Source organism: Sphingobium sp. WCS2017Hpa-17 (assembly GCF_031843765.1).
Classification (GTDB): Bacteria; Pseudomonadota; Alphaproteobacteria; order Sphingomonadales; family Sphingomonadaceae; genus Sphingobium.
Genome location: NZ_JAVTIV010000010.1, coordinates 69,188 through 84,738, shown reverse-complemented (window position 1 = coordinate 84,738; position 15,551 = coordinate 69,188). Strand labels below are relative to the sequence as shown.

The 15,551-nt window shown below is 58.9% G+C and carries 13 protein-coding genes; 9 read left to right on the top strand and 4 right to left on the bottom strand.

The window, feature by feature from the left end; all coding sequences use genetic code 11:
• Positions 1–26: 26 nt before the first annotated feature.
• The 4 genes from RQH62_RS15035 (at position 27) to RQH62_RS15020 (ending at position 4,097) form a co-directional block, all read left to right on the top strand.
• Positions 27–1,721, top strand: coding sequence for an FAD-binding protein (locus RQH62_RS15035; RefSeq protein WP_311269549.1), 1,695 nt, complete (start codon positions 27–29; stop codon positions 1,719–1,721).
• Between the two features lie 232 nt (positions 1,722–1,953).
• Positions 1,954–2,697 (top strand): helix-turn-helix transcriptional regulator, encoded by a 744-nt coding sequence (locus RQH62_RS15030; protein WP_311269548.1) that lies wholly within the window; start codon positions 1,954–1,956, stop codon positions 2,695–2,697.
• Between the two features lie 103 nt (positions 2,698–2,800).
• Complete coding sequence (locus RQH62_RS15025) at positions 2,801–3,322, top strand: nuclear transport factor 2 family protein (RefSeq protein WP_311269547.1); 522 nt, start codon at positions 2,801–2,803, stop codon at positions 3,320–3,322.
• A 1-nt stretch (position 3,323) separates the two neighbouring features.
• Positions 3,324–4,097, top strand: a complete 774-nt coding sequence (locus RQH62_RS15020) for an SDR family oxidoreductase (RefSeq protein WP_311269546.1) — start codon at positions 3,324–3,326, stop codon at positions 4,095–4,097.
• A 67-nt stretch (positions 4,098–4,164) separates the two neighbouring features.
• Here the strand turns inward: RQH62_RS15020 and RQH62_RS15015 are convergent, their stop codons facing one another.
• The gene (locus tag RQH62_RS15015) at positions 4,165–4,701 is read right to left on the bottom strand and encodes a nuclear transport factor 2 family protein (RefSeq protein ID WP_311269545.1); all 537 of its coding nucleotides are present in this window, start codon (positions 4,699–4,701) and stop codon (positions 4,165–4,167) included.
• 147 nt (positions 4,702–4,848) lie between these two features.
• On the opposite strand from RQH62_RS15015, the gene RQH62_RS15010 reads away from it, so the two are divergent.
• Complete coding sequence (locus tag RQH62_RS15010) at positions 4,849–6,033, top strand: sulfotransferase (protein WP_311269544.1); 1,185 nt, start codon at positions 4,849–4,851, stop codon at positions 6,031–6,033.
• Positions 6,034–6,087: 54 nt separating this feature from the next.
• On the opposite strand, the gene RQH62_RS15005 is transcribed toward RQH62_RS15010, so the two are convergent.
• On the bottom strand, positions 6,088–6,858 hold the full coding sequence (locus tag RQH62_RS15005) for an SDR family oxidoreductase (protein WP_311269543.1): 771 nt from the start codon (positions 6,856–6,858) through the stop codon (positions 6,088–6,090).
• Positions 6,859–7,047: 189 nt separating this feature from the next.
• Here RQH62_RS15005 and RQH62_RS15000 point away from each other — a divergent pair, with 189 nt between their 5' ends.
• Both RQH62_RS15000 and RQH62_RS14995 read left to right on the top strand, forming a co-directional pair.
• Positions 7,048–7,914 carry an SDR family NAD(P)-dependent oxidoreductase gene (locus tag RQH62_RS15000; protein WP_311269602.1) on the top strand — a complete coding sequence of 289 codons (867 nt, stop codon included), beginning with the start codon at positions 7,048–7,050 and terminating at the stop codon, positions 7,912–7,914.
• A 184-nt stretch (positions 7,915–8,098) separates the two neighbouring features.
• Positions 8,099–8,971 (top strand): phytanoyl-CoA dioxygenase family protein, encoded by an 873-nt coding sequence (locus RQH62_RS14995; RefSeq protein WP_311269542.1) that lies wholly within the window; start codon positions 8,099–8,101, stop codon positions 8,969–8,971.
• Positions 8,972–9,022: 51 nt separating this feature from the next.
• Here the strand turns inward: RQH62_RS14995 and RQH62_RS14990 are convergent, their stop codons facing one another.
• A complete protein-coding gene (locus tag RQH62_RS14990; RefSeq protein WP_311269541.1) occupies positions 9,023–9,556 on the bottom strand; it encodes a nuclear transport factor 2 family protein in 534 nt (177 codons plus the stop codon).
• 504 nt (positions 9,557–10,060) lie between these two features.
• On the opposite strand from RQH62_RS14990, the gene RQH62_RS14985 reads away from it, so the two are divergent.
• Positions 10,061–12,310, top strand: a complete 2,250-nt coding sequence (locus RQH62_RS14985; RefSeq protein ID WP_311269540.1) for a TonB-dependent receptor domain-containing protein — start codon at positions 10,061–10,063, stop codon at positions 12,308–12,310.
• Positions 12,311–12,356: 46 nt separating this feature from the next.
• On the opposite strand, the gene RQH62_RS14980 is transcribed toward RQH62_RS14985, so the two are convergent.
• The gene (locus tag RQH62_RS14980) at positions 12,357–13,085 is read right to left on the bottom strand and encodes a helix-turn-helix domain-containing protein (RefSeq protein WP_311269539.1); all 729 of its coding nucleotides are present in this window, start codon (positions 13,083–13,085) and stop codon (positions 12,357–12,359) included.
• Between the two features lie 108 nt (positions 13,086–13,193).
• Between RQH62_RS14980 and RQH62_RS14975 the strand changes: the two genes are divergently transcribed.
• Complete coding sequence (locus tag RQH62_RS14975) at positions 13,194–15,530, top strand: TonB-dependent receptor (RefSeq protein ID WP_311269538.1); 2,337 nt, start codon at positions 13,194–13,196, stop codon at positions 15,528–15,530.
• Positions 15,531–15,551 lie beyond the last annotated feature (21 nt).

Here is a 15,551-nt window from a genome sequence, read left to right as displayed (position 1 = left end):
CCAGACCATAAGCAGGATTTAAGAGGATGCACGAGACGCCCGGCGCCTGGGATGAAGAGGTCGATGTATTGGTCGTGGGTACCGGTGCGGGGGCCATGGTCGCCGCGCTGGCAGCCTCGCAGCGCGGCGCGCGCACACTCATCGTAGAGAAAAGTGGTCTCTACGGTGGCTCCTCGGCGGCGTCTGGCGGCGGCGTCTGGATACCGGCAAGTCACTCGGCGCTGGCACAGGGGCAGCAGGACAGTCCCGAGGAGGCATTCACCTATATCAAAGGGCTGGTCGGCAATCATGTGGCGGACGGCAAGATCCGCGCCTTTACCGAGAATGCGCGGCTGATGGCCCAATATGTTGAAGCGCATAGTGGGCTGCGCTTCAACGCCATACCCTATACCGATTATCACGCTGAACGGCCTGGCGGGAAAATGGGCTATCGCAGCCATGAGACAAACACGCTTGATGCGGCCGCGCTCAGCCGGCGGGATTTCGAAACGCTGCGGCCGACCCATCCAAGTGCCGCGCTTTTCGGATATATCCCCTGGACGACCCTGGAAGCCGCTCCGATGGTCACGCGCGGGCCGGGCTGGATGAAGACGATGGCGAGGGTGTTGTGGCGCTATTACAGCGATATACCGCAACGACTTCGATCAAAGCGGAGTCGGTTCCTCGTGTTCGGCAATGCAATTGCGGGCCATCTCAAGATCGCGCTCGATCGGCAAGGCGCCCGAATGTTGCTCAATGCGCCGCTGGTCCGCCTTGTGCGCGAGGGGCAGGGACCCATCCAGGGCGCGGTGATCGAGAAAGACGGGCGGCCTTATGCTGTTAAAGCCAGAGCCGTCATTCTAGGCGCGGGTGGGTTTGAACGTAATCAGGCGATGCGTGAGGCCTATCTTCCAGGAGAGGGGCGTGCCGAATGGTCTGGCGGACAGGAAAACAATACAGGCGATGCGATACGCGCCGGTATCGAAATCGGCGCCGCGACCGATTTGATGCATGAGGCCTGGTGGGCTCCAACCGTAAAGGTGCCGAGCGAAGTTCGCGGGCGTCCGCTCTTCTACGAACGGGCACTGCCCGGCTGCATCATCGTAAACGAGAAGGGCGAGCGATATCTCAACGAAGCGCGGAGCTATGATGTGGTCGGCAAGGGCATGATCGATGCCGATCGTGCCGACAAGCGCACCATTCCCTCGTGGATCCTGTTCGACGCCCGTTTCCGCAAGAAATATCCGATGGGTCCATTGCTGCCGGTCTTTCCCGACTGGATGCATAATCGAGAAGTGCGAAAGATGGTGCACAAGGCATCCTCGCTGGCCGCGCTTGCCCGCAGTACGGGCATGGATGTCGCTACGCTTGAAGCGACCGTCGCCCGGTTCAACGGTTTTGCTCGTTCTGGCGTCGATGAGGACTTCAAGAGGGGGGCGGCGCCTTATGACCGCTATTATGGGGATCAGAACGTAAAGCCCAACCCGAACCTTGCGCCGATCGATCAGGGCCCCTTCTATGCCCTCAATCTCTATCCTGGCGATATCGGTACCAAGGGAGGGCTGTCCACGGATGAGCGCGCACGCGTGCTGGATGAGGCCGGAGCGCCCATAGAGGGGCTTTACGCGATCGGGAACAATGCTGCGTCTGTCATGGGTCCGGCCTATCCTGGCGCTGGTTCGACGCTTGGGCCTGCCATGACGTTCGGCTACCTGGCGGCATGTGACTGTACCGCGGCATAGCGGGCGCTGTTATGATGGGAGCATCCCGGCAATTTCTATCGGCGATCGTCGGCCCGTCCGCACCGTGGCCTGCGCCAGCACTGCAGAGCGGGCGCGGCTTCGTGAGAAGATGGGTGGCAGGCTGACAGTATTTCTGGGGCAGGGAGGCGCAAGAATGAGGCTTGTCGCTGGGAAGCCTGGACGGACGGGCGCCGGGCAGGCCGATATATGTGACGCTAGGAGCTGACAGATCGTGGAGAGCGAAGTTCCACGAATATTGGCGCTTCTCAAGGACTGCTATCGCGACAAGCGCATCCGCTACCGCGATATCGCGTCGCAGCTTGACGTAAGTGAGCCGACCGTCAAACGCTATCTGGGCGGCAGGGGGCTGACGCTTGATATGCTGGAGCGGCTATGCGCAGTTGCTGGACTGCGCCTGAGCGATCTGCACGACATGTTGGCCAGCGAACAGGCACGGACGAATGGCCGCCTGTCGCTCCGGCAGGAATATGGCCTGACCCACAATCTCTTCGCGGCCTTCATATTCTATCTTCTGCGATCCGGGTGGAAGGTGCCGGCCATCATGAGCGAGTTCGAGTTGACGGAGGCGCGCATGTTTTTGCTTTTGCGCGTCCTGGAAAAGCTCGAACTCATCGACATTCTTCCTCACAACCGCGTTCGTCTGACTGTTGGAGGAAGTCCCGACTGGCTGCCCGACGGTCCGGTGCGCCGGTCGTTTGATGGCTCCATGCGCGCGATCTTCGAGAGCGCGGACTATCATAGCCCAGCTACCATCTGGGAGCTCGAGACGATCAAGCTCAATCGGGCCATGCTAGGCCGGCTCCGGGCCATGATTGACGGATTTGCGAGAGAGGTCCGCGAAATGGGCGAAGTAGGATCGCGCGACGAGAGTGCGCAATGGTATTCGATCCTCTGCACGGCGCGGCCCGTTGACCCTATCGATATCCTGAACGCCGGCGGCCCGCGAAAGGGTTAGGATATGCCGGGCTCAAGCTCGCCATCTGATCCTTTCGCCGCTGCTCCTTGTGATGAAGCGAACGCCTGTCCACGCATGGCGCGGACAAGAGGAGATGCTTCATATGGATGTCGAAACGATTTCGAATCGTCTTGAGCGGCTGGAGGCGATAGAGGCGATCCGTGCGCTCAAGGCACGCTACCTCAATGCTTGTGATCGGCAGGATCCGGCAGCGGTTCGGGCCTGTTTCAAGGACGGTACGTGCCCCATCGATACCGGCTATCGCGGCATATTTTCCAATGCCGACGATTTCGTGGCGATGTACGCGGCAGCAGCGTGCCACGATCATGTCTTCGACAAGCATCAGGGAAGCAATGCCGAAATCGGCCTGATCGACAGCGATCATGCTTCAGGGTTCTGGTGTCTGGATTATCGCAACATCAATGGCCGCGATCAGACCCTGACATTGATGAGCACCTTCTACCGCGACAGCTACGTTCGAGCAGGAGGGCGATGGCTGATCGCGAGCTCGAGCTGCGAATTTCGGACAGTGTTCCACGGCCAGTTTGGCGATGGTTCCCTGGAAGCCCTGTTAGTGGGCAGGTCGCTTGCAAATCCGGCATTCCAAGAAAAGAGGGCGTTCTGAAATGGCTGAAGCTATGTTTCCCAAGGGTGCCTGTCTTGTTTTCGGAGGCAGTGGCGGCATCGGACGGGCTGTCGCGCTCGGCATGGCTGAGGCAGGCTCGGATATCGGCATCGTGTACCGGTCCAAGCGGGACGCCGCCGAAGCGGCAGCGGCGGATATTGAGCGTCTTGGTCGGCGCGCCACTGTCCATGTTGTCGATGTCAGGATCGCCGAGCAGGTGCAGTTCGTGATCGACTCAGCGATTGCTGATCATGGGCGCCTCCACACGATCATCTGGGCAGCCGGGCCAGTTGTTGATCAACGCTTCCTCGCGGACGTGACCCAGGAGCAATGGAAACTTGCCGTCGACGTCGAACTGCACGGCTTTTTCAACGTGGTGCAGGCCACGCTTCCGCACCTCAGGTCTCAAGGCGGAGGGTCTTATGTAACCTTGGGGTCAGCCGGCCATTTGCGTTGGCCTGACAGGGACGTTTTGTCGGTTGCGCCCAAAGGAACCAACGAGCAGATTGTCCGCGCTTTAGCGCGGGAGGAGGGGCGATTTGAGGTCCGTGCCAACAGCATCCTGGTTGGTGTGATCGAGGCCGGGATGTTCCGCGAATTGACCGAGCGTGGCGAGCTTGACCCGCAATGGGCAGAGGACACACGCAAGATGCTTGCACTCAAGCGTTGGGGGCGAGCAGCAGATATTGCCAATGCAGCCGTATTTCTTGCATCGGACAAGGCCGCCTATGTCACTGGTCAGCAACTCGCGGTTGCCGGCGGCTTTCAGCTTTGATCGAACTGCCCAAGGTTTGACTGGGGCTCAGTGGGAGGGCCGATACGCAATCGGCCCTCCGATGCCCTCAGGCCGGCGCAATGCCGGAATTGACGCCGTCGAGGATCCGGCGCTTCATCGGCCTGACCCAGTCGCGTTCGAGCGCCTCGTCCAGCAGCCCGGCTTCCTTGAGTTCATCGCACAGCTTCATCTGATGACCGATGTCGAAAAGGTCATATTGCGATGAGAATTTACCATCGCCGCCATAGGTGATGAAGCTGACGCCTTCGGTCTGGTAATAGCTGCCGTCGGGCCGCTTGCCCGGGCCGCGATTGACCCAGCGGCTGAAGATGCTGTTGCCGTTGACGGCAAAGTCGGTGATCGGAAAGCTCCAGCCTGCCCACCCAGAACCGACATCCATGTCGCGACCATAATGGGTGGCCCGGATTTCCTCGCGGTTGCGCGCAAAAACCGGCATGATCCCGCCATAGGGGCAGTAATAGGTGGCATCCTCATGATAGAGCTCGTCAGCTATCCAGGACCAGGTGTTGCGGCGCTCGGCTTCTACAAATGCCTCACGCAAACGAATGATGGCGGCTTCGACTTCCTCGCGGGGATATTCCATTGTCCTCTCCCTTGAATCTGGTGTCCGGTGCATAGCAAACGCCGTCCCGAGGTCAACCTTGGATCGATGCCGGAGATTGCATATTGCGCTTATTTTTCTTAAGAAGAATACGCAATGAAGCAATAATGTCTAGATGGGTGCCGTGATATGCGCGATATTCCTGCCTCGCTCGAGGACTTCTCTCCCGACCGGCTGATGGCCTTTGCAAAGACCCGCACGGGCCTGGAGGATTTTGGCCCTGGTCATTTTCTCACCGCCCTTGGCGTGCTGACCGATGCGATCCGTCAGGAGGCGCAGCTCAATGAAAATGGTGTTGGTGCGATGGGCGAACGGCTGGTCAACGCTCTTGCCAACCGGCTGCGCCGGGTGGCGCTTTTCAAGGCGCACCCGGAAATCGCCGAGCAGCGCGTTGAGGTGGCAGCGCTCATCGTGGGGCTTCCGCGAACTGGCAGCACAATGCTGCATCGCCTTTTGTCCGAGTCGCCACAGCTGACAGCTGTGCGCTGGTGGGAATCCGTCTTCCCGCTTCCCCGTGACGAAGGGGCTGGCGAGGTTGCGGGTCGAAAGGCGGACGCGGAACGTCTGGTGGTCGATATCATGAGCTCGGCGTCCGGGTTCGATGCGATTCATCCGCTCGATGCGCATGCCTATGACGAAGAGCTGCCGCTGATCGAGCAGTCCTTCATGTCGAATATGCCCGAGTCCATGATGTACATTCCCTCCTATGGGGAATGGCTGCTGGGGGCCGATCAGGCCGATGCCTATGATGAGCTCATCGACTTCCTCAAAATATTCCAGTGGCAGGATCCTTCTCGTGCTGGGCAGAAGTGGGTGCTCAAATGCCCTCATCATCTGACTGCGGTGGACACGGTCCTCTCCAAGTTTCCGACGGCCGCGATCGTGATGACCCATCGTCCAATCACCAAGCTGATGCCAAGCTGGTACTCAATGGTCGGATCGTTGACGGGAGCCTATAGCGATGCGGACCATGCGGCGCCTCAGGCGGAGCATTGGACCCAGCGTCTGCGGCGCAATCTCGTCGACATGGTCGCCGCTCGCAATGGCGCACCTGCGCGTTTTGTTGATGTCGACTATCGCGATCTGCTCGAGCAGCCTCTGGTCGAGGCCCGCAAGGTTCTCGAGGCGGCAGGCCTGGCCGTGGATGCGTCGGATCTCGATGCCTGGCAAGGATGGCTGGATGGCAATCGCAGGGACAATCGTCCCTCGCATCAATATTCTATCGAGCAGTATGGCCTGACGCGCGAGCGGCTCAATGCTGATTTTGCCTTCTACACGGAAGCCTATCCAATGGCCGCTGCCACGGTCGCCTGAGAAGCGGGGTGCGTCGGCCGCTTGCCCACAGAGGGAGTTGGCCGACGCATTGGATCAGGCCAGATAACCGCCATCGACGATGAGCGTGGCGCCATTCACATAGGATGCGTTCGTGCCACACAACCACAGGACAGCACGCGCGACATCGTCTCCCTCGGCGAACCGTCCGGCGGGGATCGCGGCAAGCAGCGGCGCCTGATAGTCCGCGCTGTTGATGATGTCGCTCGTCAATGGGGTACTCACGATGCCAGGGGAAACGGCGTTGCACCTGATCCCCCGACCGCCATATTCCTTCGCGATCGTCTTCGTAAGCCCGATCACCCCATGTTTGGCGGCAGTGTAGGCGGCGCTGCGCGGGATGGACACATGTCCCTGCATCGATGCTGTATTGACGATAGCGCCGCTACCTTGTTCGAGCATCAACGGCAGTTCGGCACGGGCGCAATTGAACACGCCGTCAAGATCGACAGCGAGTACTTTGCGCCAGATATCAAGCGGAAGAAGATGCGTTTCGGGCGGCGTTTCCCCGCGAGTGAGACTTCGCTCGGTTATGCCTGCATTATTGAATGCCGCATCCAGTCGGCCAAATTTCTGAGTGATCGCCTCGATCATATCTTCGCAGGCTGCTGCGTCCGTGACATCGACATGCAAGGGAATTGCAAGGCCGCCATCGGCTTCGATGGCTAAGGCAACCGCCGCTGCGGCTTCAACATTGGCGTCAGCGACTGCAACGCCATAGCCCTCACCGGCAAAAGCAAGGGCTGCTGAGCGACCGATGCCGCTCCCGCCACCGGTTACGACTGCTATGAGGCGATCCTTCGTCATCTCTCTTCCTACATGGGTTTGGGTCTTTGACATGTTTATAAGCCGAGAAAGGCGTTACGCAAATGGAATTGATAACGAGGTAATTTGCCTTTGAACGCGTAGAAATATGTCGATATGAGTCCGAATAGCGGCAAGCGGACAGGGCTCCGCTCGCGCGGCGATGCGTTAGAAATGACGAAAGGAGAGATGATGGTCGAGGGAAATGGCAAAGTTGCTGTGGTGACGGGGGCGAGCCGGGGCGCAGGCAAAGGGATCGCAGTCGCCCTGGGGCGAGCGGGCTATCGGGTATATGTAACGGGGCGAAGCGTCAAAGAAGGTGATGCCAATTTGCCTGGAACGGTAGGTGCAACCGCCGAGGCTGTCACGCAAGCGGGCGGGCAGGGCATCGCGGTTCAGGTCGATCATGCCAGTGACGAGCAGGTCAGGGCGTTGTTCGAGCAGGTGGATGCCAAGGAAGGCAGGCTTGATCTTCTCGTCAACAATGTGGCGGCAGTGAAAGATGAACTGATCGACCCTGCAAATTTTTGGGAGAAACCTCTGCATCTTGCCGACATTCTCGATGTCGGTCTTCGATCCCAATATGTCGCCAGCTATTACGCTGCTCCCCTCATGGTTCGTGCGGGGCACGGACTGATCGGCTTTACATCATCCTTCGGCGCGGTCTGCTATATGCATGGTGCGGCCTATGGCGCGCAGAAAGCCGGCGTCGATAAAATGGCGGCTGATATGGCGGTCGATTTCAAAGGAACTGGGGTCTCAACCGTGTCCATCTGGATGGGGCCAATGCTGACTGAGCGGGCGCAGCGAACGTTCGAATCTGCCCCGGACGAGGCGTATCAGCAATTCGCGGCACATGCTGAAACGCCCGAATTTACGGGTGTCGTTCTGGCGGCGCTGGCGGAATGGGATGGCCTTGAAGGTGTTTCCGGGCAGACCCTCATTGCAGCTGAGATTGCCGAGCGGCTCGGTGTGCGGGACAGCAACGGCAAGCAACCTCCATCTTATCGCGATATGCTTGGCGAGCCGCGTCAGCCGCACCCGGCGATCATTCGATAACCGACAACAGCGCGGTCAGTGGCTCAAACGGAAGGCCCGGCGATCACAGATCGCCGGGCCTTTTTTTCGTGCCATCATGTCTGGCGAGATCTCCCAGCCTGCGATGGAAACCCATTGACGAACGTTCCTAGAAGTAAGATGAACACCATGTGCGCTTTTAATGTTCGCAAATAGGGAGAGAGAGATGTCCGCTTCTTCGAGCGTGGTTGAAGATGGCAGTTCGTTGCCAATGTTCGCGCTTTCCGATGCCCTGGCACCGGCAATCGCCAGTTTTGGCCTGGAGGCTAATGTCCGTGAAATGAAAGAGCAGGGATACACGGTCCTGCGCAATGTTGCCGAGCCGGCGTTCCTCGACCGGTTGCGGAGCAAGCTTTTGGAGGTGACGCTGGAGGCAAAAGGGCAATATTTCGGCATAGAGCGTCGCGGCGCATCGAGTGATATGCTGCTGGAACAGGATGACGTCTTCGCCGAAGCGGCGATCAATCCCAAGGTTATGGCGATGATCGAATTCATGTGCGGACAGCGACCGCTGATGAGCCAACTGAGTGGTTCCGTGCGCTTCGAGGGTGCCAATGCGATGGGGCTTCATGTCGATCAGGATTGGATGCCTGCTCCAATGCCAGAGCATAATGCGCTGACGACGGCGTGCTGGTATCTTGACGATATCAGCGAGGCTGGCGCCGGCGCGACCAAGGTTATTCCAGGAACCCACAATCTGCGCCGCCACCCCACAGCCGCTGAAGCAGACGCGCAGGAGGGGGCAGTGCCCATCCTATGCAAGAAAGGCGATGTCGCGATGTGGGATGGACGGCTCTGGCATGCAAATTACGCACGAACTCTGCCGGGCGAGCGTGTCCTTCTTCACGCCACCTACTGTCGTCTCGCCTATCGCCCGCTCGAAGACTATGGGCCTATCGCACAGCGTCTTATAGAACGGCATGGTCCGGTGATGGAGGACCTGCTCGGGCGAAACCTTTGGTATGGCAATCGCGCATTCAACGCGGGCGGCGTCGATATGACAAAATACAAGGCGACCCGAGACGCGGCGCGAAGCTGACGTCGGCCGGCGGGAGAGGCGTGTTTGCGCTCCTCTCCCGACGCCGTCGAATCAGGCGTCGACGGGTTGTGCGGGCGCTTCACCGAAAGCAGCCGGCGCTTCGCCCAGGGCGACGATGGTGCTTTTGCCATCCTCGTCGACTTGCTGAACGATGCAGGAGGTGCGCTTCGTCGCTGTCCGCGAAATCCACCAGCGACCGTCGCGGCGGACATAATCGTCATCATATTCAACGCCCATCTGCGTGACCGTGCGATGAGCAAGATTTATATTCTGGAAATAAAGCGACCATTTCCCGGTCGCGCTGTCTTCACCGGTAATCGTGATGACGGGATTGGCACCGTGGTGGATATCATAGATGCCTGCAACGCATCCCATCGTCCGGAAAATCTCGACGAAACTGTCGCGATCGTGAAATGGGGGAAACCCCTCATAAGCGATGACAGCACCATCGGGGGACAAGCAGTCGCGAACCTCTTCGGGGCGCTGAAGATCGCAGCCCCGCAGGTAGCGGGCTTTGAGTTCCTTGATGGCATTGATGTCCTCGAGAAGCGCAATCCGCTTTTCCAGTGTCTGCAGGTCCGTCACGCATTTTCTCCTGTCGCTTGCCTCGGCTCTCGCATCAGAGCGGCATCATTCCTCGCATGATATGGATCGAATGAGGGCTGTGCAACGCAAATGGATGCTGATTGCGTTGACGGCAATCGATTTGCGTAGGTTGGTGGCGGTGAAGTGCATTTGTCCGTTAACCTGTCTGAGGTGCCCTGTGAGCACTGAAGGCGCGGATGACGTCTGGCGATCCCACCTGTTATCCGCGCTCGCTCGACCGACGCCAGAGTGTCTACGCCTTTGAAAAATTTGGTCCGATTAGCTCTCTCTTGAGTATCTCGGGTCCGCTGAGGGTGGGGTGTCGGTCGCTGTCGGCTTTGAGGCTATCGCGTCATGATTGTCCTAATATGATCTGCAAAATGGACTCATTTGTGCATATGTGTGGCAATTTGCGTTTCAGGGATTGCAAATAGCTCCGAATGTGCGTTATCCCCATTGGTGATCGGAGATGAAAAATCCGACGGCTCATATGGGGAGGTGCTTATGAAACTGCGTTTCTGCGCTCTGGCGTGTTCCACTCTCACAGTTCTGACGTTCGCAGGCGTGGCATCCGCGCAGGAGGCGCCTGACCAGGCTGTGGATGCCGGTGGACTGCGCGACATTGTGGTGACTGCTCGGCGGACGGCTGAGAGCCTGCAAAGGGTTCCGGTCGCTGTCACAGGGTTCGATGAGCAGTCGATCGCTAACCTGCAGATCAGGGATTTTGGCGATGTTGCCAAGAGCGTGCCCAATCTGGATTCTCAGCGGCAGTTCGGTTCGGCCAACGCTCCGCAATTCTACATGCGCGGTGTGTCGACCGGTTCGCTCAAGTTCGAGCAGGACGCTGGCATCGGCCTTTATGTCGATGGCGTATATCTGGGCCGTCCCGCGGGCACTGCATTTTCTCTCGCAGAGATCGAGCGCATCGAGGTCATGCGGGGGCCACAGGCGACCCTGTTCGGACGCAACTCGACCGGCGGCGCGATCAACTTCATCACGGCTGCGCCAAAGGGGGAATTCTCCGTGCGGGCGGAGGGTACCTACGGCAATTATGATCGCATCAAGGGCCGTATTTCTGTCGATCTTCCCTCATTTGGACCACTGTCTGTTCGGGTGAGCTATCTGCACGACGAGAATGAGGGCTATGTCAAGAATCTGACGCCTGGCATCGTCATCGATTTCGCAAAGCCGTTCGGCAAGACGGTTTCGGCCAAGACGTTTGGTGCGGAGAATACCGACGCCGTCTCCCTGGCAGCCAGGCTCAACCTCGACGCCCTGGTTCTGGACTATAAGTTCGACTATACCGACAAAGTGAGCACGCAGCTTGGGGCGCAATTGCTCTACACCCCGACGCCCGAGGCCTATGCGACGCCCGGATCGGTATCCGTGCCTGCATCGCGTACGCGCCTGGGGGCACTGCCTCTCGACCTGACCTCTCCCTCTCATCTCAAGGTTCAGGGGCACAGCCTCACCGCAACCTGGGAGGCTTCGGACATCATCACGCTCAAGAGCATCACGGCCTACCGGAAATTCAACGAGAATGTCGGTGGTAACGACATCGACGGGGCCGCGCTGGTCGACGCTGCAGGCAATCCCTACACACCGCTGGGTTCGGTTCAGACCCGAAAGCAGCATCAGTGGAGCCAGGAAGCGCAGTTCCTCGTGAAAACCGATAATCTCGATCTCGTACTCGGCGGCTTCTATTTCTTCGAGAAGGGACGTGATCTCAATCCGGTCTTTCTTTCGGCGAGCTTCCCCGTTGGCGAGACGCTGACGCCCAGTGCCACCGCCCCTTTGTCGGCCGGCGGTTTCCTGAGCGACTATTTCCTGGGCAATGACAGCGCTGTGCGGAACAAGTCCTACGCAGGTTATGCGCATGCGACCTATCGTCTGGGTGAAGCCGTCGAACTGGCTGGGGGTGTGCGCTACACCAAGGATAAGCGCCGTGAAACGCTCTACGCGGCGGCATTCATCGCTCCGCCGACCACGGTCTATTCCGCCTCGGGCGATCACTGGGATTTCGACGCTACGGCAAGTTATATCTTCTCACCACGGTTTCGAACCTATGCGCGCTTTGCCACAGGCTATGTGTCGGGTGGTATCCTGAACGGCATCGCCTTCAAGCCCGAAACAGTGAAGAGCTATGAACTCGGCGTCAAAGGCGATTTCCTCGCCAACAGGCTTCGTGTGAATGCGAACATATTCCAGGCTGATCGCAAGAATTTGCAGGTCCTCAATTTCACGCCGGCCAACGGAAGCTATCTGGTGCCGCTTGACAAGGCACGTGACCGGGGCTTCGAGTTCGAACTCACCGCGATCCCCACCAGCGGCCTGACATATAGCGTCACTCTGGGCTATCTGGATGAAACGTTGTCTCAGGCTCTGGGGCCGCGGCAGACCCAGGCCCCCAAATTCACGGGCAATATGGCTCTGCAATATGATCTGCCTGCATCGGGTAACGGGTCCTATCTTTCCTTCCGGGGAGACGCGTCATTCAAGGACAACAGAAACAGCAATCCGGTCCCGGCGGCAGAGACCAACATCATCACGCGGCTGCGCTCGCGTGTCGATCTGGGCGCGCGGATCGCTCTCAATGATGTTCCGATCGCCAATACCAAGGCGCGGATCTCGGTATGGGGCCAGAATCTCACCAACAACAAGGAGCTTGAATTCGCGCGCGACCTAGGTGGGCCGGTCATCGGCGTGTTCCAGGTTCCGCGCACCTACGGGCTCGACATCGGCTTCGCTTTCTAGCGGGAAGGGCCAGGGGATCACGCTCCAAGCGGCGTGATCCCCCCTACTACTCAAAATAGATGCCCGGATCAGTTTGCTGGGCGATAGCCAGGACGAACATCCATTTGTCCTCATCGTGGCGTGCCTGCAGATCCGCTGTTGCAAGAGCGCGCGTTTCCCGCATCAGATGATCGATCATCTGCACGACTTTCTGCTGGCTGCGCTCGCTCAGCCTGACTGTTTCTATTTCGCGATGCGCAGCGTTGGGATTGGCTACTTCAGCTGCGACGGCCGCCATCATCGCCCGATCATTGGCGCGACGAAGAGGGCCTGAGGGCTGCCATTCCACGGCGCGCGTCGTGAGGAGACGAATGCGCTCGCGTGGCATCAGTTCGATCAGGCCTGCTCGCTCGAGAGTCCGAAGGATGAGGAACATCTGATGATCCTTCAGCCCGAATTCCTTGATGATGTCGGAGGGCTGCCAGCCGCATCGCAAAAGATAGAAGCTGAACGCCGCCGACAGATCGCCCAGCAGCACCATTTCCTGCTCATCTGAAAGCTGCCGTGCGCGAGACTCTGAGTGACGAAACAGCATTTCGTGCAATTCGGTCAGCTCGAGGCCGGCAATCCTGCAAATCTCTTCCAGTCGCTCCAGGGTCAGGCCTTTCCCGGAAAGATAGCGCTTAACCGTGATTTCACTGGTTCGCAGTTGCTGCGCTATATCAGCGTAGCGGATGCCTTGCGCACGCAACTCGCTCTTGAGAATGCTGAGCATGGCGGGAATCTGGCTGTCCAAGGCGATCTCTCCACTGTGGCCGATCAGGGCCGAACAAAGTCGCAAGAGTTGTGCCCCGGAGTATCAGCCGTGATGTGCACACCGGCTCCAGGGAGGTATCAGGCAGCTTTGCGAAAGTATCTTCATTTGATACCTTGGCCGAGGGCGATTGCAAGCATCGCAAATATCCTGAACGCGCTGTCCATCGGATCACAAGCTCTCGAAGAGAGCACGGGGAGGATGGAAGTGAAGGGTCTCAAATTTACCGCTGGCGTCGTGGCATTCTGGCCGCTGATGGTCGCTCAGGGAGCGGCTCTGGCGCAGGAAAATAGCGGACAGAGCGAAGGACTTACAGACATCGTCGTCACCGCCACCAAGATGGGTGCGACCAATTTGCAGTCGACCCCCATCGCAGTTTCGGCGCTTTCGGCTGAAGAGCTCGCGTCGCGCGGCGTGCGCGATGTCCAGGATCTCAAAAGCTACGTTCCCAGCCTCCAGGTTTCGGATCTGAGCGGCTACACGCAGCTCTATGTTCGTGGCGTAGGATCGAACATCGTGTTCATCGGTTCAGATCCCAGCACGACGATCCATCTCGATGGCGTCTATCTTGCCCGGCCCTTGAGCTATCTCAACGATTTTCTTGATGTCGACCGGGTCGAGGTGCTGCGTGGACCGCAAGGCACCCTCTATGGGCGCAACTCGGTGGGCGGCACGATCAACGTCATTTCCAAAAAGCCCTCCGACAACCTCACCGCCGAGGTGCGCGCAGAATATGGCACCTATGATCGATATGCTGCCAAGGCCTATGTTTCGGGGCCGATCGGCCAAAGCGGCATTGCGGCGAGCCTCGCTTTCGACATCTCGGGCCGTGACGCTTTCCGTGAAAATGTCTCGGCCGGAAATGACGCAGAGGACCTCAAGTCGCGTGGCGTCAAGGGGCAGCTTCTCTTCCCCTTCGCCCGAGGCGACCTCACGCTCCGTGGGGACTATTCCCGTCAGTCGGGCGCTTTTGGCGCCTACCCCAAGCTGATCGGTCCGACGGGCAATCCGGTTGACGATGCGATCCTGGACGATCCTGACAAGGTGTCGATGGATCGTGACAGCCACACGGTTCTTAAGAATTTCGGCGCGGCAGCAGAGCTTAACTGGGATCTCACTGATGGCATCAAGCTTCGCTCGCTTACTGCGTGGCGCGGCTTTGACGGCTCGATCGATGCGGATGCCGATTCCAGCGCACTGCCGCTTTTCCGCAACGTCATCGCTCCCATCCGTCAGCGTCAGATCAGTCAGGAGCTCAGTCTGCTCGGCAAGGCAGGGCAGCTTGACTGGGTTCTCGGCGGCTATTTCTTCCACGAACGCAATCGTGAGCCGCTGACACTCAGCGTCTATCCGTTCGGCGCTTCCCATGTGCAGCGTCCTTTGCTCAAGGCGCGCTCCTTCGCGATCTTCGGCCAGGGCGAATTCCATTTCACCGATGCGCTCTCGGTCGTCGCTGGCCTGCGCTATACGACAGAACGCAAGAGCTACGCCCTCAACGACTATTATACCGGATCCACGAGCGAGAATCTCGAGGAGGTTGCGGCGGCGCCGCCGCTGTCGGGTATTCCGGGTATCCCTGATCCCTTCACTATCGACACGAGCCGCCGCGACCACGCGTTCACACCGAAGATTGGCGTCAACTTCAAGCCCGCAGACAATGCGCTGATTTATGTTTCAGCGACCCGAGGCTTCAAAAGCGGCGGCTTCGACTATGGTGCGAACAATGCCGTGGATGCAGCGGCCGGCTTTGGACCGGAAAAACTCTGGTCCTATGAGGCAGGTCTCAAGAGCGACTGGCTCGATCGCCGGCTTCGTGTCAACCTGACGGCCTTCTACTATGATTATACCGATCTCCAGGTGCAGAGCTATGTGCAGAACGGCGCATCTTTCGGCGCACGCACGCAGAATGCCGCCACTGCGAAGGTGAAGGGTGTCGAAGCAGAGATCGCGGCTCGCCCGGTGACGGGGCTCCAGTTGTTCGCCAACCTGGCCTATCTCGACGCCACCTATAGCCGTTATCCCAATGCCTTTGTCCCGATTTTCGGCACATTTGATGCGTCAGGCAAGCGTCTCAACAATGCGCCCAAATGGTCGGCGACGGTGGGTGGCAGCTATACCCTCGATCTCCAGGGTGCAGGCAAGATCGACCTGGGCGCGGACGTGCACATGCAGTCAACGGTCTATTTTACCACTGCCAATGATGGTGTGGGTGCCGTGTCCGATTATCCTGAGCAGCAGGGCGGATATACGACTTTGAATGCCCGGATCGGCTGGACCAGTGCGGACAAGAGCTGGGGACTTAGCCTGATCGGGAGCAATCTGACCGATCGTAACTATTATCTGGGCACAGCAAATTATACGCCGGCCATCTCGGCCCGTCAGGGCCGGCCTCGCGAGGTTTTCGGCCAGGTCTCCTATCGTTTCTAAGGGGCACGCGGGACCGCCCGG